General features: G+C 38.0%; 29 protein-coding genes. 12 read left to right on the top strand and 17 right to left on the bottom strand.

Annotation, left to right across the window (positions count from 1 at the left end; all coding sequences use genetic code 11):
* Positions 1-9: 9 nt before the first annotated feature.
* The 3 genes from MKY06_RS11285 to MKY06_RS11275 form a co-directional block, all read right to left on the bottom strand.
* Positions 10-558, bottom strand: coding sequence for a cysteine hydrolase family protein (locus MKY06_RS11285; RefSeq protein WP_064471638.1), 549 nt, complete (start codon positions 556-558; stop codon positions 10-12).
* Positions 559-629: 71 nt separating this feature from the next.
* Positions 630-1406, bottom strand: coding sequence for an NUDIX domain-containing protein (locus tag MKY06_RS11280; protein ID WP_013056904.1), 777 nt, complete (start codon positions 1404-1406; stop codon positions 630-632).
* A gap of 220 nt (positions 1407-1626) precedes the next feature.
* Complete coding sequence (locus tag MKY06_RS11275) at positions 1627-2022, bottom strand: CDI toxin immunity protein (protein ID WP_340960705.1); 396 nt, start codon at positions 2020-2022, stop codon at positions 1627-1629.
* 331 nt (positions 2023-2353) lie between these two features.
* Here MKY06_RS11275 and MKY06_RS11270 point away from each other — a divergent pair, with 331 nt between their 5' ends.
* Entirely contained in the window at positions 2354-3442 is a 1089-nt protein-coding gene (locus tag MKY06_RS11270) for an FAD-dependent monooxygenase (RefSeq protein ID WP_063671486.1), read from the top strand.
* A gap of 103 nt (positions 3443-3545) precedes the next feature.
* Here the strand turns inward: MKY06_RS11270 and MKY06_RS11265 are convergent, their stop codons facing one another.
* Both MKY06_RS11265 and MKY06_RS11260 read right to left on the bottom strand, forming a co-directional pair.
* Positions 3546-3881: a helix-turn-helix domain-containing protein gene (locus tag MKY06_RS11265; RefSeq protein WP_013056901.1), complete on the bottom strand. Its 336-nt coding sequence runs from the start codon at positions 3879-3881 to the stop codon at positions 3546-3548.
* A 182-nt stretch (positions 3882-4063) separates the two neighbouring features.
* Positions 4064-4189: an anti-repressor SinI family protein gene (locus MKY06_RS11260; protein WP_013056900.1), complete on the bottom strand. Its 126-nt coding sequence runs from the start codon at positions 4187-4189 to the stop codon at positions 4064-4066.
* Between the two features lie 232 nt (positions 4190-4421).
* Between MKY06_RS11260 and MKY06_RS11255 the strand changes: the two genes are divergently transcribed.
* Entirely contained in the window at positions 4422-5975 is a 1554-nt protein-coding gene (locus MKY06_RS11255) for an alpha/beta hydrolase (RefSeq protein ID WP_063671484.1), read from the top strand.
* A 15-nt stretch (positions 5976-5990) separates the two neighbouring features.
* Positions 5991-6461 carry a DinB family protein gene (locus MKY06_RS11250; protein ID WP_098278076.1) on the top strand — a complete coding sequence of 157 codons (471 nt, stop codon included), beginning with the start codon at positions 5991-5993 and terminating at the stop codon, positions 6459-6461.
* A 64-nt stretch (positions 6462-6525) separates the two neighbouring features.
* On the opposite strand, the gene MKY06_RS11245 is transcribed toward MKY06_RS11250, so the two are convergent.
* The 3 genes from MKY06_RS11245 to MKY06_RS11235 all read right to left on the bottom strand — a co-directional run bounded on the left by MKY06_RS11245 (position 6526) and on the right by MKY06_RS11235 (position 7944).
* Positions 6526-6723 carry a hypothetical protein gene (locus tag MKY06_RS11245; RefSeq protein ID WP_013056897.1) on the bottom strand — a complete coding sequence of 66 codons (198 nt, stop codon included), beginning with the start codon at positions 6721-6723 and terminating at the stop codon, positions 6526-6528.
* Between the two features lie 115 nt (positions 6724-6838).
* A complete protein-coding gene (fosB, locus tag MKY06_RS11240) occupies positions 6839-7267 on the bottom strand; it encodes a metallothiol transferase FosB (RefSeq protein WP_098278077.1) in 429 nt (142 codons plus the stop codon).
* A 65-nt stretch (positions 7268-7332) separates the two neighbouring features.
* Complete coding sequence (locus MKY06_RS11235) at positions 7333-7944, bottom strand: LysE/ArgO family amino acid transporter (protein WP_013056895.1); 612 nt, start codon at positions 7942-7944, stop codon at positions 7333-7335.
* 103 nt (positions 7945-8047) lie between these two features.
* Here MKY06_RS11235 and MKY06_RS11230 point away from each other — a divergent pair, with 103 nt between their 5' ends.
* Complete coding sequence (locus tag MKY06_RS11230) at positions 8048-9490, top strand: aminotransferase-like domain-containing protein (protein ID WP_064471637.1); 1443 nt, start codon at positions 8048-8050, stop codon at positions 9488-9490.
* On the opposite strand, the gene MKY06_RS11225 is transcribed toward MKY06_RS11230, so the two are convergent.
* Genes MKY06_RS11225 through MKY06_RS11215 form a run of 3 tightly spaced genes read right to left on the bottom strand, consistent with a single transcriptional unit; the run spans position 9481 to position 11809 of the window.
* Positions 9481-10557, bottom strand: coding sequence for a HAMP domain-containing sensor histidine kinase (locus tag MKY06_RS11225; RefSeq protein WP_098278078.1), 1077 nt, complete (start codon positions 10555-10557; stop codon positions 9481-9483). The two genes, MKY06_RS11230 and MKY06_RS11225, sit on opposite strands and share 10 nt — an antisense overlap.
* Positions 10554-11234: a response regulator transcription factor gene (locus MKY06_RS11220; RefSeq protein ID WP_098278079.1), complete on the bottom strand. Its 681-nt coding sequence runs from the start codon at positions 11232-11234 to the stop codon at positions 10554-10556. The genes MKY06_RS11225 and MKY06_RS11220 overlap by 4 nt, the downstream gene beginning before the upstream one ends.
* Before the next feature lie 11 nt (positions 11235-11245).
* On the bottom strand, positions 11246-11809 hold the full coding sequence (locus MKY06_RS11215; protein ID WP_053487242.1) for a class I SAM-dependent methyltransferase: 564 nt from the start codon (positions 11807-11809) through the stop codon (positions 11246-11248).
* A 233-nt stretch (positions 11810-12042) separates the two neighbouring features.
* Here MKY06_RS11215 and MKY06_RS11210 point away from each other — a divergent pair, with 233 nt between their 5' ends.
* Positions 12043-12177 (top strand): hypothetical protein, encoded by a 135-nt coding sequence (locus tag MKY06_RS11210; protein WP_255260861.1) that lies wholly within the window; start codon positions 12043-12045, stop codon positions 12175-12177.
* Positions 12178-12260: 83 nt separating this feature from the next.
* Here MKY06_RS11210 and MKY06_RS11205 read toward each other — a convergent pair whose 3' ends face one another.
* Positions 12261-12980 carry an SDR family NAD(P)-dependent oxidoreductase gene (locus MKY06_RS11205; RefSeq protein WP_053487241.1) on the bottom strand — a complete coding sequence of 240 codons (720 nt, stop codon included), beginning with the start codon at positions 12978-12980 and terminating at the stop codon, positions 12261-12263.
* A gap of 197 nt (positions 12981-13177) precedes the next feature.
* Here MKY06_RS11205 and MKY06_RS11200 point away from each other — a divergent pair, with 197 nt between their 5' ends.
* On the top strand, positions 13178-13804 hold the full coding sequence (locus MKY06_RS11200) for an FMN-dependent NADH-azoreductase (protein ID WP_013056890.1): 627 nt from the start codon (positions 13178-13180) through the stop codon (positions 13802-13804).
* A 28-nt stretch (positions 13805-13832) separates the two neighbouring features.
* Here MKY06_RS11200 and MKY06_RS11195 read toward each other — a convergent pair whose 3' ends face one another.
* On the bottom strand, positions 13833-14600 hold the full coding sequence (locus MKY06_RS11195) for a TrmB family transcriptional regulator (RefSeq protein WP_098278080.1): 768 nt from the start codon (positions 14598-14600) through the stop codon (positions 13833-13835).
* Between the two features lie 122 nt (positions 14601-14722).
* Between MKY06_RS11195 and MKY06_RS11190 the strand changes: the two genes are divergently transcribed.
* The 3 genes from MKY06_RS11190 (at position 14723) to MKY06_RS11180 (ending at position 17356) form a co-directional block, all read left to right on the top strand.
* Positions 14723-15496, top strand: coding sequence for a sulfite exporter TauE/SafE family protein (locus MKY06_RS11190; RefSeq protein WP_013056888.1), 774 nt, complete (start codon positions 14723-14725; stop codon positions 15494-15496).
* Between the two features lie 164 nt (positions 15497-15660).
* Entirely contained in the window at positions 15661-16326 is a 666-nt protein-coding gene (locus MKY06_RS11185; RefSeq protein WP_237656855.1) for a hypothetical protein, read from the top strand.
* A 139-nt stretch (positions 16327-16465) separates the two neighbouring features.
* Positions 16466-17356 (top strand): PhzF family phenazine biosynthesis isomerase, encoded by an 891-nt coding sequence (locus tag MKY06_RS11180; protein ID WP_053487239.1) that lies wholly within the window; start codon positions 16466-16468, stop codon positions 17354-17356.
* Between the two features lie 40 nt (positions 17357-17396).
* Here the strand turns inward: MKY06_RS11180 and MKY06_RS11175 are convergent, their stop codons facing one another.
* From MKY06_RS11175 to MKY06_RS11165, 3 genes are all read right to left on the bottom strand, one after another.
* A complete protein-coding gene (locus tag MKY06_RS11175; RefSeq protein ID WP_223268911.1) occupies positions 17397-17675 on the bottom strand; it encodes a hypothetical protein in 279 nt (92 codons plus the stop codon).
* A gap of 113 nt (positions 17676-17788) precedes the next feature.
* Positions 17789-19291 carry an NAD(P)H-hydrate dehydratase gene (locus tag MKY06_RS11170; protein WP_098476082.1) on the bottom strand — a complete coding sequence of 501 codons (1503 nt, stop codon included), beginning with the start codon at positions 19289-19291 and terminating at the stop codon, positions 17789-17791.
* An 11-nt stretch (positions 19292-19302) separates the two neighbouring features.
* Positions 19303-20343 carry a C45 family autoproteolytic acyltransferase/hydolase gene (locus tag MKY06_RS11165; protein ID WP_064471630.1) on the bottom strand — a complete coding sequence of 347 codons (1041 nt, stop codon included), beginning with the start codon at positions 20341-20343 and terminating at the stop codon, positions 19303-19305.
* Between the two features lie 142 nt (positions 20344-20485).
* Here MKY06_RS11165 and MKY06_RS11160 point away from each other — a divergent pair, with 142 nt between their 5' ends.
* The 3 genes from MKY06_RS11160 to MKY06_RS11150 all read left to right on the top strand — a co-directional run bounded on the left by MKY06_RS11160 (position 20486) and on the right by MKY06_RS11150 (position 23524).
* A complete protein-coding gene (locus MKY06_RS11160) occupies positions 20486-22363 on the top strand; it encodes a terpene cyclase/mutase family protein (RefSeq protein WP_013056881.1) in 1878 nt (625 codons plus the stop codon).
* 322 nt (positions 22364-22685) lie between these two features.
* Positions 22686-23228 (top strand): GNAT family N-acetyltransferase, encoded by a 543-nt coding sequence (locus tag MKY06_RS11155; protein ID WP_029321532.1) that lies wholly within the window; start codon positions 22686-22688, stop codon positions 23226-23228.
* A 101-nt stretch (positions 23229-23329) separates the two neighbouring features.
* A complete protein-coding gene (locus MKY06_RS11150) occupies positions 23330-23524 on the top strand; it encodes a hypothetical protein (protein WP_013056879.1) in 195 nt (64 codons plus the stop codon).
* A gap of 1 nt (position 23525) precedes the next feature.
* Here the strand turns inward: MKY06_RS11150 and MKY06_RS11145 are convergent, their stop codons facing one another.
* On the bottom strand, positions 23526-24311 hold the full coding sequence (locus tag MKY06_RS11145) for an ABC transporter ATP-binding protein (protein ID WP_098278085.1): 786 nt from the start codon (positions 24309-24311) through the stop codon (positions 23526-23528).
* Positions 24312-24313: the final 2 nt, after the last annotated feature.

Below are 24313 nucleotides of genomic sequence, written 5' to 3'. Positions count from 1 at the left end.
TTTATGTCCTTAAATAATTTCTGCTCCGAGGCAAGATTTAAAATGTTCAAGCGCCCACTCATGACCTTTTTGATTAAAGCTTGCTACGGCTTTTTCATAAATATAAATAGCAAATCCTTTATTATAGGCATCTACTGCTGTATGAAGTACACAAATATCCGTGCATACACCTGCTAAGTAGACATCGGTAATTTGTCTTTCTCTCAGTTTAATCTCCAGATCCGTTCCAGCAAATGCGCTGTATCTCGTCTTATTCATCCATTCTACATTTGCCTTTGATTGATACACATTATATAAATCATTTAACTTTCCGTATAGCTCTCTTCCTGCAGAACCTTCAACATTATGAGGCGGAAACAGCGCTGATTCTGGATGCAAGGAATCATTTTCTTTATGAAAATCAATGGCGAACACGACATACTCGTTTTGCTCAATAAATTGACGCGTAATATCGCTTATGGATGTTTCAATGTGTCTCCCTGGTTCTCCGCATGTCAAAGCTCCGTTTTTAGCTACAAAATCATTTGTATAATCGATGTTAATCAGTGCTTTTTTCATTATGTTTCCCCCTCATACGTGAAAATTAACAGTTAACATATTGTTAATTATTTGAATTGAAAGTTTTTCTTTTAGTAGCGTGCTGTATAGATTGGCTTCATCACATTCATTTCAACAAACCGGTAGAGCTTTGTTGGTTTTTTAGACGTTCTCGTCGTTGTTTTTCCATCTACTTCTTCAATAAATGGCAGCATTCTTATTTTTCGTGCAAAGGCCTGATCACTTTTAATCGCTGCATCATCCGTTACGGTAAGCAGCACAGCCTGCAGCTCAGAGTATGTAAACTGAGAAGGCAGAAACTTCTGGGCAATGGTCGTTTGCAATAAATCTTTCTTAATTTCCTTGATTGCATCTCGAATGATGATTTCATGATCAAATGCTAAAGGCAATGAAAAGATTTCATCTATTTTAAATAATTCAACTCGAGCAGCATCATCATTCGCTTTTCGCTTTATTAGACTATCTTCTGGGACGATTGCATAATGTGCGTTTGTAATGACCCATCCTCTATCGTCCCTGCCAGGCTCATCATAGACACCATAGTGTTTTAAATGAATATCTTTTACGCCCGTTTCTTCTTCGAGCTCTCTTTTAGCCGCTTCAAAAGCTGATTCATCAGGATGGACAAATCCGCCGGGAAGCGCCCACTTTCCTGCTTCGCTGTTCTTTTCTCCTTCTGCATTCACCATTGCTCGTTGGATAAGCATTAATTTCAAACTCATTTTAGGTGGTTTGTATGGTTCTTTTTCTTCCGTCACAATCGTAAATACAGCAATATCTGACGTATAGCCATAGGGTTTAGGGTATTCTTTTTTCGTTTGATTCGTCACTGCTTTATTGTTCGACATTCATCATTTCTCCTGATCGCTCTTTTTACAATTAACAATATGATTAATGTTAATTATATTTGTTTTATGGAAAATGTCAATACTTTTCCTACTAATTATAAAGAGAAGGTAATTTATGTTGTAAATAACGTTATGTTTCGTATTTTTTAGATTTATATGCATAAAAAGCTGAGTGAAGAGGTTCTAATTCGCCTCCTCCCTCAGCTTTTTTTCCTTTTAATTAACGTGCTGCTAAACCAATCATCATTTTACCGTCTTTAAAATACTCAATTACATAGTCAACAGACGGACAGTAAATAAATGCTTCTTCTGTAAGATCAGCTGTTTGTTGAAAAAATAGTAAAGCCTGAGCTAAATCGACGCTTACAGCTTTAGTTGCTCGTTTCCAAGATAAAACAACCTGATGTTCTTTTATATTCATCTCTTGAAGCCATTTTTTGATTTCTTCAATATGCCGGGTGGACTTTTTAATTAATACTTTTCTCCAATTAATTTGCATGATTGTTAAAAAAGGAAAGGTGTTTGAAAGTTTTTCGAAGTAAATGCTTGTCTGCCTTTTTGTTAGCAAATCTGCACTGTTACCCAATGTTTGAATATAATGTTCTACTTTTGTCATAATCATCCTCCAGTCGAAATTGGAGTTTGCTAGAATTTTCAGAAACGATCTCTACTCTTCTTGCTAAAAATCCTGCAGCTTTCCAACCGTGCTTTTTCTCAACAATTTTGAAATTTCACCTTTTTATACAAATTATTCAAAATAATTTGTGTATTTTAGTTTATCATAAAACTTAATCTTTGACTTTGATTATGTAGAACCTTATTTGTGTTTTGTCCAAAGAGCGAATTTCATAGAAGAAAAGCTATAAAAAAGTTGACATTAACATTTATAAAAGTTAATATACTTACTAAAAGTAACTTAATTGCATATAACAAACAAGGTGAAGAAAATGAACTATCAAACAGATGTGTGTATAATAGGAGCCGGACCAGGCGGTGCTCTACTGGCCTATCTACTGGCTAAACAAAATATATCAACTATACTGATAGAGAGATCTGATGAGCTTGGAAAAGAATTTCGAGGCGAACATTTAAATGAAGATGGAGAAATGATTCTTAAGAAACATCATATATTTGAAGAAATTGAAAGCTTAGGCCTCCTTCGAATGTCTAGGGTCGAATACTGGAAGGATGGACATGTATTCAAAACGATAGAATCTGAACTTGGACATGCAGGAATTCATGTTCCACAGCAGCATCTCCTTCAGTCTATAAATAACCAAGCAAGCATCCATCTCTCCTACAAGCTTATGCTGGGCACAAAAGTAACGGAGCTAATGCAGAATGAAAAAGGACAATATACTGGAATAAAAGCTCAGCAAAAAGGCCGGGGTGAAATAATAGTTGAAAGTAAAATCATTATTGGAGCAGATGGTCGATATTCAACTGTTCGCAAACTTGCGCACATAAAAAACAATATCCACAATCATGGATACGATTTGCTTTGGGCGAAAATTCCTGCACCTGCCAATTGGGAGCCTTCTATTAAATTTTCACTTGTGAAGCAGCAGCAGGTGGCGCTTTTTTCTCAAGCAAAAGGCTTTGTTCAAATCGGATGGAATATTGAAAAAGGCAGCTATCCTGCTCTTCGAAAGCAATCGTTTAGACCGTTTATTCAGCGTTTAATAGACGCTTTCCCTAGCTTAAACCTTTCAATAGAAAGGTTTATTACGTCGTGGTCAGACTTTACGCTTCTTTCTGTGCAAAGCAGCATAAGCGAAGTATGGTCAAAGCATCACCTGTTATTATTAGGGGATGCTGCTCATACGATGACTCCCACTGGCGCTTTTGGATTAAACGAGTCATTAAAAGATGCTGACTTACTGTCTGACTTACTGCATCAAGTTTTTTATCAAAACAAAAAGATTTCAGAAACATTGAGACAGTTTGAACAGAAAAGAAAGCCTGAATTAATAACTCTTGAACGTATTCAGTTTCAGCGAGAAAAAGAATTCTCGTCCCATTTTATTTCTTCTTAAGCCTAAAAAAGAGATTCCATAGATAAATGGAATCTCTTTTTTACAATCATGATTTTTCAGCAGTTGTTCTATGTAAGTTCTCTTTTATGTATATTCCACGAAGTTAATCTTGCTTTGCCCGCTGCCATTTTTGAAATTCAAGAAATTGTTTAAACTGCTCTTTGCTTATTCCTGACTCCGCTGCTTCTTTTGCTAACTCAAGCCACTCATCATCAATATCCAACGATTCAGATTTATCCATAGGCTCATGAATCAATCTATCAATACTGACGTTCAATGAGGTAGAAATTTTGTTTAGAAATTGAATAGATGGGTTGAGCTGAATTCCTCTTTCTACTGAAGATATGTACGATTTAGCAACACCCGCTCGGTTTGCAAGTTCTGTTAGCGATATTCCCTGTTTCGTTCTGAGATCTCGAATACGTTGGCCAATTGTCATTTTAATCACCCTTACTAATGCTTACTTATCGATAATAATACCATAATTTCACTTTACCGTGCATTATAAATAAACGTTCTTACTGTAAAGGGATGATTATACATCTAGTAGACATAGCTTGAGACTCGCTATAAAGGTTATCTATGCTTAGAAAATTCTTTATTTTCTTACTAGTGTATTGGCTAAGAATTTGAGCTAATACTTTGTAAAAATTGTCTAACTTCCTCGATGCTTATACCTGTTTGTTTTGCTTCCATTATGAGCATAACCCATTCTAAGTCTAACGCATTTTCGTCTTTAAAATTCATAATTCTCCTCCTTTCTTCTTTTTTCGAAATTGATAACGTTTTCTTTTTGCTGTTTTTGGGCATTCTCCCTTATTTTTCACTATGGTTTTACAGTATAATGGATATTACTAGAACATTAGACATTTTTTAATTACTAAAAAGTACCCATTTTTTTGAATTTTTTGTCTATTCTTATCATAATAATTTTACCGTTACACAAACGCTACAGTTAGACACTAGGAGGATTGTTTTTATGCCTTTTCTGCATACGGCGACAGAAAAAATTTACTATGAAGTTCATTCGCCCGTATTCACTGACAAGACAGAAACCATTGTGATGGTTCATTCTGTTATCACTGATCATACGCTTTTTGATTCTATTACTGCAGAATTAACCCAACATTATTGTGTTATTCAATACGATTTGAGAGAGACAGGAAATAGCGCCTCCGCTACAGGGGAGATATCGTTTGAGGCTCATATTGAAGATCTTTTCCACTTATTACATACGTTACATATAAAGAAATGTTACTTAGTTGGCGTGGGATTTGGAGGACAAATCGCTGTTAAATTTGCTGCCCGCTATGAATTTCTTATTGAGGGACTGATACTATTGTCTCTTCCTTTTTATTCAGATAGCACCCTTCAAAAGATTAAGAGATGTTACAACGAAGAAAGTAAAAACCAAATACCGGTAGATAAAATTTTCGAATTAGGCAAACTAGAGAGTCTGGAACCTACAAACATACAACAGGTAATTGAAAGACTAAAAAAAATGGATCCCGGTGTATATTTCCGCTTTCTTAAACTATCTATTACAGACAATCTATTTCAAGAGTTGACTAGCATTTCACTTCCTGTACTCACTTTATCTGGTCAACATGATTTTCTGTTTTCATCTCAGTATCTCATTTCAAAGACGATGTTTTTAAAAAACTACAGTCATATGACCATACCTAACGCACATTCTTTATTTTTGGTAAAAGAAAAAACAACTTTACTCAAAGAAATTGCCGTAGATTTTATTAAAAGTAACAAAACTCAGCCGTCTTCTTTAAGAAATGACTCTATGAAAATACTTAAAAACTGGGAAAGTGATACGGCTATAGACATACAAAAAGACTTCCATGCCCACACACCCTCTCTTAAAGTAGATTTCTTGTACTCTTTTTCCGTCTATGTAAATGGCCAGCTTATTACAGAGGGCTGGAATAAGCGCTTTGCTCAAGAAATTTTACTATATCTTATTTTTCATCATTCTATCAGCAGAGAACAGCTATGCGAAGCGTTGTGGCCTGACATACCTTTAAGCAATGCCAAAAAGAATTTACGCGTCTACTTGTCTCATTTAAAAAAGTTATTGAATGCAGAAAAGGAAGAGCCAGTTTTACTTGTTAACAGGCAGCTCATTTCTTTAAACGCAGATGTATCAAGCGATGGATTAGATTTATTAACTGACCTTCAGTGGATTACCGAACAGTCTGATCCGACGTTGAAATTCAAGGAAGCTGAACAGCGACTGCACCAATTAGTTCCTCATTATTTAACAACGATTTATGACGACTGGTTCCTTGATATCCGAGTAAAAATAGAGATTATTCTTCTTGACTTATTAATCTGGATGAAAGAATGGCTTTGTGAGAATGGAAAAGTTTCAAAAGCCGTATTTTTACTCATTAAATTTATTGATTTAGTAGAAGAAAAGGAATTCATTTATGATGAAATTGTCGATTGCTATATTAAGCTCGATAACAATGAAAAATCAGAGTACTGGCTGGATCAAAAAATGCGGTATTTAGTTGAATAAAAAGGATGTGAATACATGAATTCGTACTGTGAGATGGTGTTTAATCAAATAAACGTTAACATCCATTCCCTAACCGCAATCATTAATGACGTTACAGAAGAAGAGCTTGCTTATCGTCCCCTCCCTCACAAGCGGTCTATTCAAGAGCTGCTGCAGCATTTATGTCTCATTTGTAGTGCAGACTATTATATTTCCTTAGGCTACTCTGCAGATAAAATGAATGACTTTTATCTGCAGCATCCAGCTTATACAAAGCTTGAACTCAAAGCTGCTTTAGTAGAGGGCTTCAATCAGCTAAAAGCAGCCTACTCTTCTTTTGACGAACAAAAGCTATTTTCACTGCAGACATCCTATTGGGGATGCACGTATACACGTTTTGAGTGGCTACTTGAAATTCAATCTCACTTATACCACCACCGTGCAGAACTGTATACGCTTCTAACCTGTTACCGCAGAAATCGATTGGATGTAGTGCTTTTTGAGTAATGTCATTTTGAAATAGAAAAAAGCAGTGAAGCGATCGCTTCACTGCTTTTTCTTACTCTCTATATTAGATAACCTTTATTTTTGTTTTAATTGTATAATATGTATCTGCTACTAGCCCCACTGCAAGTCCGCTAATCATCCCGTATGGTAATACACCCGGTACATTTTGATAAAAAGTGCCGATGAACATTGCAGCTAGGATGCCGAAAAGTACGCCTATCACAATATGCGAACCAAACTTCACCTGTTTTGCGGTATACATTCTTCCTCCTCCTCACTTTTTTTCCATTATATCACAACAGAATCGTTTATTTAATGATAACTGAGCGAGGAATGCGAATGTAATAAAACTGTAACCTTATATAACTATTTTAGTACTACTCTTCTAGCGAATAAAATGTCATATGGGGCTTTTCTTCTTGATAATACGCTAAACGGTCTTGAAGCGTACCGGTGTGAAATTCAAATTTATGACCGTCAGGATCCGTAAAATAAATAGATTTTTTGTCTCTCTCGTCACGATTTCTTCCAGATAAGATGGTTACATTATACTGTTTTAACAGCTCTTTTGCTTCGTCAAAGCTTTCAATGGAAATAGAAAACGCTAAATGAGTATACGAATACTGAATGTCTGATCTAGGAATATCTTTTTCTTCGTTTAGCGCCAGCCACAGTCCCTTAAGACTAAAGTAAGCGGTGGACTTTCCTTTCACTAAAAGTTCCGCTCCTAACACTTTCTGATAAAAGGTGATGGACTGTTCTAAATTTGACACGGAAAAGCACATATGATTAATTCCTTGAATCATTTTTTACCCTCGCTTTCTAGAAAAAAGCATTTTTATATTACATAACTTTCCTTTCAACGTTTATTCTAATGAAAAAGAATGCTTTTTGCCATGTAAAGAGCCACTCCCCAAATCATACATGCAGAAACCTTATTCACCCAAATCATTATTTTCCCATTTGTATCCATTTTTCCTATCACTTTTCCTGCAAAAGCTAAAAATAAAAACCATATCCACGAAACAGATATCGTAACCAGCGTAAAAATCCATTTTTCCTTTCCGCTGTACAGTAGAGAATTTGTTCCGATTACGCCTATAATATCCATCAGCGCGTGGGGATTTAGCAGAGATACAGAAGCAGCAAATAGAATCTGCGCTTTTACCGTCATTCCTTCCTTTAATGACGTTTTCGAAGGTTCGCTCTTCCATGTTACAAAGCCCATATACGCTAAAAAAAGAAAACCTATTCCAAAAATAAGCGTTTGAAAAAACGAAAAAGCAGCAACTACTGCTGAAACTCCCAGCACTGCGACTATAATTAAAATCGTATCACAAACAGAAGCCGTCACCACTACGGGAAGCGCCTGTTTGAACATCCGTTGATTTGCTCCTTGATTAAAAACAAACACATTTTGTACTCCTAAAGGTAAAATCAAACCGAATGCTAACAACAAAGCGTGTATAACCACTGTAAACATGTTACTCTCTCCTTTCACTTTCATCTTACAATTAACATCCCCTGTTGTCTCCATCCAAGTTTTGATTTATAATACCAACCAAATTACAAAAAGGTGGTCTCACATGAATTGGACTCCAAATCCGGCTGATAAAAAGCCAATGCACAAACAAATTCAAGAGTATATGAAAGAGAAAATTACAAATGGAGAATGGCCTATTGGAACTAAAATTCCTTCGCAGCGCCATTTGGCTGCTGCCTTTTCTGTAAATAGAAGCACAGTGGTAACAGCAACTGAAAACTTAATTGCTGAAGGACTGCTTAGTGGAAACAAAGGTGGTGGAACCAAAGTCATTAACAATACGTGGAGCTTACTAGCAGCAGGTTCTCACATGAACTGGAGTTCTTATGTAGAGGCAGGAATATACCAACCAAATTCTTCGACTATCCGCCATATTAACGAAGCTGAATTTCAACGGGGCATTATTCGTTTGGGAACTGGAGAGTTAGCACCTGACCTGCTCCCTTCTGATCAGCTTTCCGAGCTGTTTAGCGGAATGAAACATAGAAGCGTACACTTGGGGTACGAGCACCCAAAAGGTAACGGTGAACTGCGACAAGAGTTAGCGAAGCATGTAAAAAAACGAGGCATTGAAACGTCTCCTTCATCTATTTTAATTGTATCTGGTTCACTTCAAGCGCTTCAATTAATTTCAATCGGCCTGCTGCCTCCAGGTGCCAATATTTTAGCTGAAAAGCCATCTTATCTTTATTCTCTGCCCTTGTTTCAGTCCGCACAAATGAAAATAACGGGCGTTTCATTAGATAAAGAAGGAATTCAATTATCTTCATTAAAAGACCAGCATGAAAAAGAAAAAGGCACAGTCTTATATACGATACCCAACTTTCATAACCCGACCAATGTGACGATGAGCGAACAAAGGCGTCAAGAGCTACTTCATCGGTGTGAAATGATGCATTTGCCTATTATTGAAGATGATGCTTACGGAGAGCTTTGGTTTCATTCACCCCCTCCGCTTTCATTAAAAGCTCAAGATAAAAACGGAATGGTTCTTTATTTAGGAACGCTCTCTAAAACCTTCAGCCCAGGATTTCGAATTGGATGGGTTGTCGGGCCAGAACATGTGATTGAGCGATTGGCCGATCTTAAAATGCAAGTTGACTACGGAGCTAGTTCCTTATCTCAATGGGCTGCTGCTGAAGCTCTTAAGACAGGAATTTATGACAATCACGTTGCCAGCGTACGGTACAAATTAAAAGAAAAATCTCAGAAAGCACAGGCTATTTTAGAGAAGCATTTGGAAAGTCTCGCTACATGGAATGTTCCGAGCGGAGGTTTTTATTTTTGGCTTACGCTGCATAAGCCTGTTTCGATGCGTAAATTATTTAAGCACTGTCTAGATCAAGGCGTCCTTTTAAATCCAGGCGCATTATATGATCATGAAACATCGCAGCATATCAGAATATCCTTTGCTTATGCGACGCTTCCAGAATTTGAATACGGTATTAAAATAGTAGCAAAAAGCCTTAAGAATCTTTATTTATGATTCTCAAGGCTTTCTTGTGTTAGCGGCAGCTTTATAAAAAAAGTGAGCTTATTACGCTGAAGCTCCGCTCGTATATCTCCTTGATGAAGCAGGATGATTTGTTTAGCAATAGCCAGTCCTAAGCCTGAACCATTCGCATCCGTTCTTGATTCATCACCTCGATAAAATCGATCAAATAACTTTTCTACCTCAAGTTTTTCACTGATGTTAATGCTGTTCCTAAAGGAAATAATCAACGAATCCTCATCAATTTCCTGATTCACCTCTAATACGGAAGGCTTTTCGCTGTACTTTTTGGCATTTTCGAGCAAATTTTGAAATACTCTTACCATTTTCTCTACATCAATCAATACAACCGATTCACTAGCAAAACTAGTCTGAACGTCAATGCCTTCTCTTTTTAAAATCGGCTCGTACTCTCCTATCACCTGCTGAAGCAAACGTTTCATATCCACTTCATTTCGTTGAAGCTGAAGATCGGGACTCGTTAATTTTGTATAGTCAAACAACTCTTCAATTAAATCCGTTAAATAATTTGCTTTTGAATCGACAATATATAAATAGCTATCTAATGTTTCATCATCTAAATTTGCTCTCTTTTTAATTAAATCGAGGTACCCCACAATGGAGGTTAGCGGCGTGCGCAGATCGTGAGACACACTGGATATTAGCTCATTTTTTACTTGTTCGATTTCTCGTTCGCGATTAAATTTTGTACGAAGCTGAGCAGACATTTTGTTAATATTTTGACTTAACTCAGCCAGTTCATCTTTTCCTCGCACATGGATGGTTGCTCCTAAATCTCCATTTGATATTTTTTGAACCTGTTCGGAAATTTCTTTCAGGTAACGAATATGGGAACGAATAAGTACTAAAAAAACAAAAATAAAGACCACAACCGCCATAGAAGTAAGCCCAAACGCCAATAGATTATATGCAGAAACATTCATTTTCTCTTCTTGTATATACCTGCTTAAAACAAGCCTAGAAATTAAAATAAAAATTAAATTAGTAGCCAAAAAGCTTATAATGACAGCAAAAAGAAGCTTTACACTTATTCTTCTCATATCCTGTATCCTACGCCCCATATTGTTTTAATATAAATGGGCTTTTTCGGATTATCCTCAATTTTTTCGCGGATTTTTGTAATATGAACCATTACGGTACTATCCGATTTAAGCGCGTCTGCTTGCCAAACGGCTTCATATATTTTCCCCATACTCATCACCGTGCCCTTATGGCGTGCAAGCAGCTCTAAAATATCAAACTCTTTTGGCGTTAAGCGAATCTCTTGGCCGCGTACAAAGACGAGTCGGGTGCTGCGGTTAATTTCCAAATCGCCAATTTGAATAATTTCATGCTCAGCACGTTGATTGTATTTTTTATAGCGTCTAATTTGTGATTTAACCCGCGCGATGAGCTCGAGAGGATTAAATGGCTTTGTTAAGTAATCATCTGCGCCTGCTGTTAAGCCAGATATCTTGTCCATATCTTCTGACTTAGCTGACAGCATGATAATGGGCATGTTTTTTTCTTCACGTATTTTAAAAGCAGTCTCAATTCCATTCATCTGCGGCATCATAATATCTAATATAATTAAATCTACCTCTTGTTCTTCTAAAAGCGCTAACCCAGATACAGCATTAGAAACTTTCAGCGCTTCAAATCCTTCATTTTCTAAGTAAATAGCAATTAAATTACGAATTTGCTCATCGTCATCCATAATTAAAATTCTGTCTTTCATTTACAAACTCCTTATATCTCATTCTTTTCACATGTAAAAATGTATGCAGGCGGAACATTTCTCCACTCTTTTTCTACTTTAAACTTCGGGAAAAACGTACGAATCAACTCTTTTTTTAAATTCGTATACTGAAACGTAATAAATTTCCCTTCATCAGCTAATACGCTGCGCGTGTTTTGCAGAATACAGTCCGACACTTCAGACGGCAACGAGGCAAAAGGAAGACCTGATAATACGTAATCTATTTTTGTAATACCATACTGTATCAAGTACTTTTGAACATTTTCAGCGGATCCGTTTATCATGTACACATTTTTTTCATTCCTTACTTGTTCCTTTACTTTTTCGTAAAAATGCCGATTATATTCGATAAGAAGCAAAGTTGTACAAGCGCTTCGTCTTCTTATTAATTCACGGGTGAAAGCTCCGGTTCCTGGTCCGTACTCTACTATACAGGCTGCATGTTCAAAATCAATCCCTTTTATCATCTTTTTCGCTAAGTGCTTAGAGCTTGGCAAAAGTGCTCCTACCGTTCGCGGCTGGTGAAAATATTGATACATAAAAGCTAAATTCATTTTCTATTCCTTCTTTCTACTCTTTCTTTCTAGAATAGAAAAAAAATCTAAAGAAACGTTAAGTAAATTCCTTAAGAATTCTTAAGAAAACAAAAAGGAGGATGGGACAAACGTATTTTAGTTGAAGGAAGATCCGAACTATGAATTAAAATCCTTTATTGAGAATTAAGTGCATTCGAATTTTTTATGGTGATAGTCAACGTAGGTTTCATGTATGTAGGTGCTTCTAGCTGTTGATTGGAGGGCAAGGCGAAGACTCCTGCCGGAAAAGCGGAAGGGATGAGACCCCGCAGGAGCGCATGCGACGAGGAGGCTCATCGGCCGCCCGCGGAAAGCGAAGTCTGGCACGGAGATCAACAACGGTGTAACACGCGCCATACTGAATTATTTATCCCATTTGTTCGTCTTTGGATTGATGTAGTTAATGTCTCAATTCCTTTTGAAAGAGTATTCAGCGTAAATAACATCCGCTATTAAGATCAAAGGTGGCTCCTGTATAATGTTTTGCTTGAGGGCTTAATAAAAACAGGACCGTATCTGCCACGTCTTGAGGCGTAACAAAGCTTGGAATCAGCTGATGAGCGATGTATTCATTTTTGCGCCACTCTGGAATATTTTTCATCATATCGGTATTTACCATTGTAGGTGCTACTGCATTCACCCGCATATAAGGAGAAAAATTCATCGCACAGCTCTTGGTTAATCCTAATACTGCTGCTTTAGACATTCCATATATAGCATCGGAGCTTCCTTCCATTCCTGACACGGACGATATATTAATAATCGCCCCTTCTGTTTCCTTTTTCATTAATAATTCGCCAAAGTACTTGGAGAAATAAACATATCCTTTAATATTAATATCCATCACAAAATCTATTTCGTTTTCTTCATAATCCAATAAATTTTTCCCTAAATACACGCCTGCATTATTAACTAACCCATACAAATTTTTATCTTTTATTTGATAAAAAAGATCTTTTACATCCTTTCCATTTTTAACATCTACTACATACGTTTCAATATGGCCCTTTGTATCTTCAGCTAGTTGTCTCAAAGCTTCATCATTAATATCACAAGCAATAACTGAATAGCACTTTGACACACACTCTTTTACAATTTCTTTGCCAATTCCAGAACCTGCACCTGTAACTATTATCCATTTTCCTTTCATCTCGACACCTCTTATTTACTTCTGTTACACATACTTGTTATATAAATATTCAAACATTTATTATACCATTATTTTCTATATAAAAGTTCTTTTCATATGCTCTTTTTCAACTTACTGAACAAAGTGCGTATAGTTTTTTATACGAGTGATAACGATAAGACAGTACATTATTTCAAACAAGAAAGAGATGATAAGACGTGGCAAAAGTACTTTATATTACAGCTCATCCTCACGATGAGTCTCAATCATTCAGTATGGCAACTGGAAAAGCATTTATCGATGCTTACAAAGAGCACAATTCAAGTGACGAAGTTGTACATATTGACCTTTATAAAGAAAATATCCCTCATATTGATGCGGATGTATTTAGCGGCTGGGGCAAACTTCAGTCTGGCTCTGAACTTTCTTCTCATGAACAGGAAAAGGTCAATCGTCTTGCAGAACTGAGCGAACAGTTTGTAACCGCGGACAAATATGTTTTTGTAACGCCTATGTGGAACTTTTCATTTCCACCGGTTATGAAAGCTTATTTAGACTCTGTAGCCGTAGCCGGTAAGTCATTTAAATACACGGCAGAAGGTCCTGTTGGGCTATTAACGGATAAAAAAGCGCTTCATATTCAAGCGCGCGGAGGCATTTATTCTGAAGGTCCCGCAGCTGATATGGAAATGGGGCATCGTTATATTGGAATTATGATGAATTTCTTCGGAGTACCTTCGTTAGACGGCATTTTTGTCGAAGGGCATAACGCAATGCCAGATAAAGCGCAGGAAATTAAAGAAAAGGGAATAGCCGAAGCCAAAAAACTTGCGCAAACTTTTTAATACAAAAACCCGCATAAAGCGGGTTTTTCTACGCAAAAAAACTTTCTCTTTCCCTTTCGATCCATCTGTCCATTTCCTGATCACTTTTTTCTACAAGTCTGTTAACGAGAATATCATGCCAAATATAGTTTTCAAGTAAATTAATGTTGACTGCGTTATTTGTATAGTAAGCCATTTCTTTATGACCATAAATCATTTCACTGCTGTCAACAGATATAATAAACCAGTTTTGATTCCCAATGTTTTCGGTATAGCTTGTATGACGGTGCCGGTCAAATTCCTCCATCGCTTCATCTTGTTCAAACACAATTCCTTTTAGTGTGACACTCTCCCTTAGCTGTAATAAAAGGGGCTTCAACTCATTATAAATATCGGGCCAAAGCGAGATGACAATTTTATTTTTTACTTTTAACAATAGCGACTCACAAAAAGCAAGAATCGCTCTTTCCCCTTTCATCGTCATAACCCGGCTTTCTTCTATAGACTCTGCAGCTTCAAGACGTTTAAGCGTTTCGCTAACGTCTTCATACGTTTCGTTCCATTTTTTCTGCAGCGAATGCAAAAAAGCATCGACGGGCAACGATGTGTACTGGGTGCCATCATTACTCTCTTCTTTTAACACCATGCCTTTTTCCTCTAGTGTTTGTAAAATATCGTATACACGCGCTCTTGGCACACCTGAATGTTTACTAATACTATAAGCAGTGGAAGATCCTTTTTTGACAAGCGTCACGTATACTTTTGATTCGTACTGATTAAATCCAAGCGACTGCAGCTGCTGAATAATATTTTCCATAAAGGAAACCTCCCTGTTTTTTAAGTTATTTGAAATTTTCATCATTTACATATTTACAACTGCTTTTTATATAGTTACTATTTAAGTAGTCACTATATATTATGACATGAGGAAGGTGCTTTATGGAAGAATTAAGTTTACAGATTGTTCTTTTGCTTTTACTATTTGGTTTTTTAGCTGCATTCATCGACTCTGTAGTTGGCGGAGGGGGTTTAATTTCAACGCCTGCCCTTTTATTTTTAGGCCTGCCTCCCGCTGCTGCCTTAGCTACAAATAAATTAGCCGGAACGATGGGCGTATTAACGAGTACCATTCGATTTGTTAAATCCGGAAAAGTCGATTTTCGCGTCGTAGGTAAATGGTTTCCTTTTGTATTTATTGGTTCTTTAGGAGGTTCAATCACCGTTCATTTTCTATCCTCTGCTTTTTTGAAACCTGTTATTTTGATTCTCCTTGTTTTAGTTGCTATTTATACAATCTTCAAAAAAAACTGGGGCACCACGTCCACGTATAAGCCGCTGTCTATTAAGAAACTTATTTTCTTTACTGCACTTATTTTTATTATTGGCTTTTACGATGGTTTTTTAGGAGCAGGCACAGGTTCATTTATTTTATTTGCTTTTTTATTTATGGGATTTGATTTCCTGCAGTCAGCAGGCAGTGCAAAATTTTTAAATTTCGGCAGTAACTTAGGTGCTTTGCTTGTGTTTTTATATTTCGATTCTGTTGTATTTTCTTACGGATTAATTATGGGGTTTGCGATGATCGTGGGTTCTTTTGTCGGGTCAAATGTCGCTCTATCAAAAGGCGTGACGTACGTCCGAACGCTTTTTATCCTTGTCACTTTAAGCCTTATTAGCAAAAACATATTCGATTATGTGAATCAGTACAAATAGATCAATGGTTTCTTTAGAACCATAACAATGAACCTATATATCTATTAGATTAATAAAACCACCTCTTACTATTTTCTTATTTTTGGGTAAATGTGTAAAAAAACACTAAAATTGCTGTATACTGGTCCATGTTGTTTTACATAATTTAGAAATATTATACAGAGGTGAACATTTTGTTTAAGAAATTCAGGTTTTTATGGTTTATTCTGCTGATCTTTGCACTTATTTTTGTCAAAAATACGTTCTTTTCTTCTTCAGAGAACGCCGCTGAGACTCTAGCAACGTCAGATGTTCCACAAGCCGCAGATACTTTCAAAGATGGAAACAATCAGCAGGACGGAGTCATTATTCAAAAATATCGCAAACAGCTAGATGCAGCGCAGAAGAAAAGCGACGAAAAAGCTACTAAAGAAATACAAGAAAAAATTTATGAAGACGGAAGACAAGCGGCACTAAACTTTTTACCGCGCAATAAATTTCAAAGAGCTTTTTCTCAGCCTTCTAAAAAATCGGCCGATGATATTTATAACTTTCTAATTGCCCAAGTGGGGTTTGGAGGATATGATTCTCTTTATCAAGAAGCAATAGCCGCAAAAAAAGAAGCAGCTTCTCCTACTGATGAATTAAATATGAGTGGCATTCAAGCTAAAACCGCTGCACTTACATACGGCACACTAGCACAAAGAGAGCATCTGCTTGTTACAAGTCTTGCCTATGACTTAAGCAGCGTAGGCGTCATTTCTTCCGATACAGCTAAAGATATTGATAAAAAAGCTACTCATATGCTAGAAGTTAGAAAAGAAGGAATAAATGCCGCGATGCAAAAATAGTTTTGCGAAGTGAAAAACAGCGGGTAAAACTGCTGTTTTTTTATTCTAACGTTCAGGTATTTCACTATTTTAATAGCCAATCATTTAATAACACTGGTTAAAGCTTTCATACAAGGATATAAAAATGGAGGTAATTTCTATGAAAGAAGCGATTGTTTATCAATACGATGCGTTCAGCACGCGCCCTAATAAAGGAAATCCTGCAGGAATCGTGTTTAACGGAGATGATTTTTCAGCTGAAGAAATGCAGAAGATTGCTTATCAAGCACAGTTTAACGAAACGGCTTTTATCATGAAGTCTTCCCGCGCTGATTTACGAATTCGATACTTTACGCCCGGCCAAGAAGCAGATTTGTGCGGTCATGCAACCGTCGCTTCTCTTTATGCTTTACATAGTAAAAACAAACTTCCAAAAACTACATTTACAGTGGAAACAAATGCTGGAATTTTGCCGATGACTGTACAGAATAGAAACGGACAACCTGTTATCACCATGAGTCAAGCTTCTCCGCAGTTTCATCCGTTTTCGGGTTCAAAAGAAAAACTGGCAAAAGCTCTTAATCTTCATATTGATGACCTTGATCAAAGACTTCCTATTGTATATGGAAGTACGGGGAACTGGACGCTTATTGTACCTTTAAAAAATTTAGATGCCTGTAAAAAGATGAAGCCTAATCAAGAAGATTTCCCTCATATTTTAACAGATATGCCAAAAGCATCTATTCATCCCTTTTGTTTTGAAACGATTCACTCAGAAGCCCATATGCACGGAAGACATTTCTCTTCACCATTTTCAGGTACGGTAGAAGACGCCGTAACTGGAACAGCATCAGGCGTAATGGGCGCCTATTATGCGAGATATGTGGACCAGCAAGATAATGACCGCTGGCAATTTGTGATTGAGCAAGGACAGGAAATAGATAAAGATGGCTTCGTTCATGTAAAAATTACAAAAAAAGAGAATACGTATGGTGTGGTAATCGCAGGAGAAGCGGTCTATGTAACCAAGCAAATCGTTTCTCTTTCCTAATAAAAACGTGTCCGCCTATTTGGCGAACACGTTTTTTTGTTTAGTAAATAATAGCCTGTACGCTCATTATTGTAACGGTTAAAATAAGAATCACGTTCCCTATAATTAACCACGGCTTTGCGCTTCCTCTTCTACCTTTAATAGCCGTGATTAGTCCAGCAATGGGCAATAAAGCCATAACGATGACCCAAATTTTACGAAGAATGCTGGAATCCAAATAAAAACCAAACTGCATCATCGCAAATAACACGACTGTGATAAGGAAGAAAAGTGTAGGCACAGCTAAATGAATGCCTCTTGGTCTCATTGAGTAGTACACAACATCACTTTCTTTCTATGTAAAATCTTACGTAAAATAACGTTATCATTTACAAAGAGTTTTGACAACTTTTTGAAGGATTTTGTCAACAAATTTTAATAATCTAGAAGAAATTACTTCTCACCCAGCTGCCCTAAGACTGCCGGCAGTGCAGAAATAACGTCGCTTGCTAACATATCCATCATTGTATGCCCCTGATCGAGCAGCACATCCGCTGCTTTTCCGTGAACATATACCGCATTACTGATTGCTTCTTGAAGAGAATCATGCTGCATAATAAAAGCGAGGATGATCCCTGTTAACGTGTCACCCGTTCCTCCTTTCGCAAGTCCCGCGTTTCCAGTGGTATTTACGTATTGTTTTCCGTCAGGTGTTGTAACAATCGTGTTTGGACCTTTTAATACAAGGTACACACCATTTTCCACTGCGTATTGCCTAGATATTGAAAATCGATTTGCTTCTACTTCGGCGATTGTTGTGTCCACGAGCCTTGCCATTTCTCCCGGATGAGGTGTTAAAATCGTGGCGTGTTCTCTTTCTTTTACTTCTGTTTCTAAATGGGGAAGATGAAAAAGAGCATCGGCGTCCACCACAACAGAAACCGGCTGGTAAAGCACTTGTTCGACGACTTTCTTCGTTTCTTTCGTTCTCCCAAGCCCTGGTCCGACTGCAATGGCATCATACTTCGCTTCTTCTAAAGGTATCTCCCCTGCAAAAAAGCCATCTTTGCTTGGACATGGTTTATACATCACTTCCAGCATGTGACCAGCTGCAATCGCATGAATATCGCTCGGAAGCGCAAGCGTTAAAAGTCCCGCTCCGCTTGTGAGCGCTGCTTTTGACGTTAACATCGGCGCTCCGGGTGTTTGGAGTGAACCTCCTATTACGATTCCTTTTCCGTGTGTACCTTTATTGGACGAAGCATTCCGAATAGGAAAAGATTGTTTAATATGCTGAGTTGACCATACCTCTTTAAAAGATGAACTTTTTTCAATTGCTAGCGGCGGAATTCCAATATCTACCACAATCAATTCTCCATAACTTTCTTTGCTGGGGTATGTAAATGCCGTGATTTTCGGCTGCTGAAGCGTAATCGTAGCATCTGCACGTACTGTAAGCTCTTGCTTCTGTTCCATTACTCCACTTGGGACATCGATGCTGTATATGTAAGCCTTAGAGTCGTTTATTTTTTTTATAATATCATCGTAAGGAGATTTGATGCTGCCTTTTACTCCTATCCCTAGTAGACAGTCAATAAGCACCGTATACTTTTTTACAGAGAAATTATCTCCCGCCGATTGCCACGTGAACCCGGCATTTTCATAGATGATCATTGCTTTTTTAGCCGCGCCTTTTATTTTTTCCCGTGCAGGAACTACCCAGACGTCAACTTCATAGCCTTTTGACTTCAAAGCACGGGCAATAACAAATCCGTCTCCTCCATTGTTTCCCGTTCCTATAAGCAGCCCTATGTTTTCATGTTTTTCGATTCGCTCACTCAGCGCGTTTGCAGCAGCCTGCCCGGCATTTTCCATAAGGGACTCTTCACTCATCCCAATTGTATTCATCATATAATCATCTACTTGATACATCTCTTGATTCGTTACAATTCTCATTATGCTGCTCCTTACTGAAACGGAAATGGTTCATCTGTATTTACCGTTCCTTTTATTTTCGTTATAGTTAATTGTTCTCCTTTCATCCAATCTTCAAACGAGAAAATGAGAGGCTTTGCTTTTCGTCCAATCCCCACAATGACTTGCAGCGTCTCCGGTACATATGCTACTGTATGAAGCGTTCCAGCAGAATTCCGGTAATCTTCTTTAAAAATACCGTATTCATCTTCATTAAATAAAGAGAAAGCTTCAAGAGGCGATAGCTTTTTTTCAATATGATCTCGAATATGATCGAGCCTTTCCCTTGACTCTACCAAATGATGACGATTTTCTTCGACCAGCTGATTAAAATGGTTCGTACACCCCATCATCGTTCCTCTTTGTACATGAACGCCTCGTCCAGATGCTTCGACTACTGCTCCCTGTCCGCTGCGGTCATAAATGGAATAATTGAACGCATGACGATGCGGTGCTCTTTCTAAAATAGCAATAGCCTCTTCTGTCGTTTCACATGTTTCTAAAATAAACCGAGCGAGCGTACAGCAAATAAATCCGTTCGTTTGACGGCGGCGATTAACAAAATGATAGCCAATTGCTAATCCTTTTTCATTCATTCCATCCATTCGCCCCACCATTCTCGTTCCAAATCCGACGCTTGCATATCCTTCATTTGGCTGAAAAAGCAAAAATCGACCTTCGTACGTTTTAGGATGATAATCGTAGTTTCGCACATACACGCCGTGCTGCATAAGAGCCGAACATCCCGTTTTTTTCCACTCTTGCTGATACCCGCTGTACTCATGAATAACGTCTTCAAGAGGCCAATCTAAGCCTTCTGCTAAGCCCACTAGCTCATCCCACAGTCCCGGAGCAAATAAGTCGTAATAATGACGCGCTTCTTTTGCTATCGTTTGATAGCTTCTTAATGAACGTTTTCTTCTTTTTTGATGATTTTCAAACAGCTTTGTTCCTTTATGTAATTTCCCTTGCATTTCACCAAGCTCTCGGTAAGAGCCTCGTCCTTGAATAACTTCTACCTGTATTTCTTTCACTTCTATCACTCCAATTTTCCAGTACCTTTATTGTGCAGCAAGCGCTCTATTCTTTGCAACTTTCTCCTCTCATAGAACTCTCTTCCTTTGAATACAGTTATAAAGAAACAGGTCGAAAGATTGAAAAGCATTATCATAAGAGGTGATCATATTGCTAAAGGAAGTTCAGCTAGAGATTCAGCGAAGAATCGCCTATCTGCGCCCAACACAAAAAAATGACGGGTCATTTCGCTACTGTTTTGAAACAGGCGTTATGCCTGATGCGTTTTTAATTATGCTTCTTCGCACCTTTGATTTAGATAAAGAAGGGTTGATTAAACAATTAACCGAACGGATCGTTTCCCTTCAAAATGAAGATGGTCTTTGGACGTTGTTTGATGATGAAGAACATAACTTATCCGCCACTATTCAAGCTTATACAGCTCTTTTATATTCAGGGTATTACCAAAAAAACGACCGGATTTTGCGAAAAGCAGAAAGATATATTATAGATTCGGGAGGCATTTCGCGCGCTCATTTTCTTACAAGATGGATGCTTTCTGTTAACGGTTTATACGAGTGGCCAAAGCTATTTTACCTCCCGCTTTCTCTTTTGCTCGTGCCTACCTATGTACCGCTTAACTTTTATGAATTAAGCACCTATGCCAGAATTCACTTCGTTCCGATGATGGTAGCAGGAAACAAAAAATTTTCACTTACTTCTAGGCATACACCTTCTCTTTCTCATTTAGATGTAAGAGAACAGAATCAGGAATCGGAGGAAACTACTCAAGAATCACGCGCTTCTATTTTTTTAGTCGACCATTTAAAACAGCTGGCTTCTTTACCTTCTTACATCCACAAGCTTGGTTATCAAGCAGCGGAGCGTTACATGCTAGAAAGAATTGAAAAAGACGGAACACTCTACAGCTACGCCACCTCTACTTTTTTTATGATTTACGGTCTTTTGGCTCTTGGCTATAAAAAAGATTCATTTGTGATCCAAAAAGCAATTGACGGTATTTGTTCACTACTTAGTACATGCAGCGGCCACGTGCACGTAGAAAACTCCACGTCAACCGTTTGGGATACCGCGCTGCTATCTTACGCTCTACAGGAAGCAGGTGTACCGCAGCAAGATCCTATGATTAAAGGCTCAACTCGCTACTTAAAGAAAAGACAGCATACAAAGCTTGGAGATTGGCAGTTTCATAACCCAAATACAGCACCTGGAGGCTGGGGGTTTTCCGATATTAATACGAATAACCCTGACTTAGACGATACGTCTGCTGCTATCAGAGCTCTTTCTAGAAGAGCACAAACCGATACAGATTATTTGGAGTCTTGGCAAAGAGGCATTAACTGGCTGCTGTCCATGCAAAACAAAGACGGGGGTTTTGCTGCATTTGAAAAAAATACTGACTCTATTTTATTTACTTATCTCCCGCTTGAAAATGCAAAAGATGCAGCGACGGATCCGGCTACTGCCGATTTAACCGGTCGAGTGCTTGAGTGCCTCGGAAACTTTGCTGGTATGAATAAATCCCACCCTTCGATTAAAGCTGCAGTAAAATGGCTGTTTGATCATCAGTTGGATAACGGGAGCTGGTACGGCCGGTGGGGAGTTTGCTACATTTACGGAACGTGGGCCGCTATTACAGGACTTCGTGCTGTAGGGGTTTCTGCTTCTGATCCGCGTATCATCAAAGCTATCAACTGGCTCAAAAGCATTCAACAAGAAGACGGTGGATTCGGAGAATCATGCTATAGCGCTTCTTTAAAAAAATATGTGCCACTATCGTTTAGCACCCCTTCTCAAACGGCTTGGGCTCTCGATGCTTTAATGACAATATGTCCATTAAAAGATCGAGCCGTTGAAAAAGGAATTAAATTTTTACTGAATCCAAATCTTACAGAGCAGCAAACTCATTACCCCACGGGAATTGGTCTTCCTGGACAATTTTATATTCAGTACCACAGCTACAATGATATTTTTCCTCTTCTTGCACTTGCTCACTACGCAAAAAAACATTCTTCGTAAAGAGGCTGGGAGAAAAGTAGTTTAGCTGAAGGAAGATCCGAACGATGAATCGAGATTCTTGCTTGAGAATCCAACTCGTTCGGATTTTTTCATTTGTAGAATGAACGTAGGCTTCATGTATGTAGAGCAGTTAATGGAAAGCCAAGGCTTGCACGGAAGTCAACCGCGGTGTAACAAGCACTCCATACTAGCGTGCCGATCCCATTTGTTTTAAGATTCGATGGACATAGTTATGTCTGAATTTCTTTTATACATAAAAGCAGGTTTTTTAGGAGACAAGTGGAATACCTTTTTAAATGTTAGAAAAGAAAGGATGCATCAAATGAATAATGTTTCACCACTTTTAAAAGGAAAAAACGTGATACTAAGAAAACCAAAAGACAGCGATGTAAATGACTATCTAGCATGCAAACAAACAAAAGAACTTATTCGCATGTACGGAGGCGATACCCGAAACTTAAAACCTCTTACATTACAAGATGCCAAGCGGCACGTCGAGTACATAAAGTCTCAAAAGCTGAATTGGTGTATTGAATATGAGCAGCGTTTTGTTGGAGAAGCACGGCTGACCGTTAACGAGCACGACCGGCGCGCACGGTATGCAATTGGTTTATTTGATTCTTCCGTCTGGAATCAAGGGCTAGGCACCGAAGTTACAAAATTGGTACTTGCGTACGCATTTGAACACCTTCACTTGCACAGAGTCGATTTACGAGTGCTCGAATACAACCATAGAGCCATTGCTTGTTATGAAAAATGCGGTTTTGTAAAAGAAGGAATAGAGCGTGAAGGTGCTTTTATTGAAGAAGCATTTCAGACAGATCTTATCATGAGTATACTCGAACAAGAATATTATCAGCTGTAGAAAAGAGAATCAGCTGTCGTCATCCTACTTCTTTAAAAGTTCGTATAGCCCAAGCCTTTTGTGAATAAAGTAACATAACGATATAATCAAAGGAGCCAACGATGACAGCTTATGATTCCTCTTCTTTTGTATTTGTAACCATTGATAAACATGACATTGCTGCTTTTTTACTAATTGATATTATTTGCAGCACCACTATTTATGTAGCATGTAAACATTATCTCCACAATGAGCTTGTTTCCATTGCAAGCAGCGCTCTTTTTCCCATGGTATGTAAGAAGGTTTCTCGACGCTAGCTCAGCTTTTTACCGGTTCTTTTAATGACAGCCAAGTGCGTTCCTTCTGCTGCTGAATCTCTACGGAGTGATTAAAAAATTTAGAAAGATGCGGCTCAGTGAGCTGGTCTTTCGTTTTTCCAGAAGAGAACACTTCTCCTTGGCGCATACAAAGCGTATGGGTAAAGCACGGCAAAATTTCTTCTACATGGTGAGTAACATAAATAAGCGTAGGCGCTTTTGGCTGCTCTGCCATTTTTGCAATCAGCTGAAGAAGCTGTTCTCGGGCCATTATATCTAGTCCTGTACATGGCTCATCAAGTATTAAAAGCTTTGGTGAAGCCATAAGAGCTCGGGCAATTAGCACTCGCTGGCGCTCTCCTTGAGAAAGTGTTCCGTACGCCTGATTTTGTAAATCTTCGCAATTTAGCAGCTTCATTAATTCTATAGCTTGGTTCATATCTTTTTGCTCCACTTGTTCATACAAACCAATAGATGCAAATTTGCCGCTTAAAATCATTTCTAAAACCGTATCGTCATCTTGAAACCGCTGCTGAAGCGAAGAACTTACCCACCCGATTTCTTTTCTGAGCTCAGACAGATTTGTTTCTCCAAATTTCCTTGAAAGAACTTCTACTTGGCCTTTTGTAGGCCAGATATATCCGTTGATTATATTTAAAAGCGTCGTTTTTCCGGAACCATTTAACCCAAGCAAACACCAATGTTCCCCTTTTTTCACTAACCACGACACGTTTTTTAAAATTTCTTTTTCTGCTCGTTTTACCGAAACGCTCTTAATTTTGATCATGC

Source organism: Priestia sp. FSL P4-0332, from assembly GCF_038005845.1.
GTDB lineage: Bacteria > Bacillota > Bacilli > Bacillales > Bacillaceae_H > Priestia.
Note: the sequence above shows the minus strand (reverse complement) of the source record. Positions and strands in the feature narration are given on the sequence as shown.

Coding starts and splice junctions, on each gene's coding strand:
- MKY06_RS11285 (WP_064471638.1), bottom strand. CDS start 558: ATGAAAAAAGCACTGATTAACATCGATTATACAAATGATTTTGTAGCT.
- MKY06_RS11280 (WP_013056904.1), bottom strand. CDS start 1,406: ATGTCGAACAATAAAGCAGTGACGAATCAAACGAAAAAAGAATACCCT.
- MKY06_RS11275 (WP_340960705.1), bottom strand. CDS start 2,022: ATGACAAAAGTAGAACATTATATTCAAACATTGGGTAACAGTGCAGAT.
- MKY06_RS11270 (WP_063671486.1), top strand. CDS start 2,354: ATGAACTATCAAACAGATGTGTGTATAATAGGAGCCGGACCAGGCGGT.
- MKY06_RS11265 (WP_013056901.1), bottom strand. CDS start 3,881: ATGACAATTGGCCAACGTATTCGAGATCTCAGAACGAAACAGGGAATA.
- MKY06_RS11260 (WP_013056900.1), bottom strand. CDS start 4,189: ATGAATTTTAAAGACGAAAATGCGTTAGACTTAGAATGGGTTATGCTC.
- MKY06_RS11255 (WP_063671484.1), top strand. CDS start 4,422: ATGCCTTTTCTGCATACGGCGACAGAAAAAATTTACTATGAAGTTCAT.
- MKY06_RS11250 (WP_098278076.1), top strand. CDS start 5,991: ATGAATTCGTACTGTGAGATGGTGTTTAATCAAATAAACGTTAACATC.
- MKY06_RS11245 (WP_013056897.1), bottom strand. CDS start 6,723: ATGTATACCGCAAAACAGGTGAAGTTTGGTTCGCATATTGTGATAGGC.
- fosB (WP_098278077.1), bottom strand. CDS start 7,267: ATGATTCAAGGAATTAATCATATGTGCTTTTCCGTGTCAAATTTAGAA.
- MKY06_RS11235 (WP_013056895.1), bottom strand. CDS start 7,944: ATGTTTACAGTGGTTATACACGCTTTGTTGTTAGCATTCGGTTTGATT.
- MKY06_RS11230 (WP_064471637.1), top strand. CDS start 8,048: ATGAATTGGACTCCAAATCCGGCTGATAAAAAGCCAATGCACAAACAA.
- MKY06_RS11225 (WP_098278078.1), bottom strand. CDS start 10,557: ATGAGAAGAATAAGTGTAAAGCTTCTTTTTGCTGTCATTATAAGCTTT.
- MKY06_RS11220 (WP_098278079.1), bottom strand. CDS start 11,234: ATGAAAGACAGAATTTTAATTATGGATGACGATGAGCAAATTCGTAAT.
- MKY06_RS11215 (WP_053487242.1), bottom strand. CDS start 11,809: ATGAATTTAGCTTTTATGTATCAATATTTTCACCAGCCGCGAACGGTA.
- MKY06_RS11205 (WP_053487241.1), bottom strand. CDS start 12,980: ATGAAAGGAAAATGGATAATAGTTACAGGTGCAGGTTCTGGAATTGGC.
- MKY06_RS11195 (WP_098278080.1), bottom strand. CDS start 14,600: ATGGAAAATATTATTCAGCAGCTGCAGTCGCTTGGATTTAATCAGTAC.
- MKY06_RS11190 (WP_013056888.1), top strand. CDS start 14,723: ATGGAAGAATTAAGTTTACAGATTGTTCTTTTGCTTTTACTATTTGGT.
- MKY06_RS11180 (WP_053487239.1), top strand. CDS start 16,466: ATGAAAGAAGCGATTGTTTATCAATACGATGCGTTCAGCACGCGCCCT.
- MKY06_RS11170 (WP_098476082.1), bottom strand. CDS start 19,291: ATGAGAATTGTAACGAATCAAGAGATGTATCAAGTAGATGATTATATG.
- MKY06_RS11155 (WP_029321532.1), top strand. CDS start 22,686: ATGAATAATGTTTCACCACTTTTAAAAGGAAAAAACGTGATACTAAGA.
- MKY06_RS11150 (WP_013056879.1), top strand. CDS start 23,330: ATGACAGCTTATGATTCCTCTTCTTTTGTATTTGTAACCATTGATAAA.
- MKY06_RS11145 (WP_098278085.1), bottom strand. CDS start 24,311: ATGATCAAAATTAAGAGCGTTTCGGTAAAACGAGCAGAAAAAGAAATT.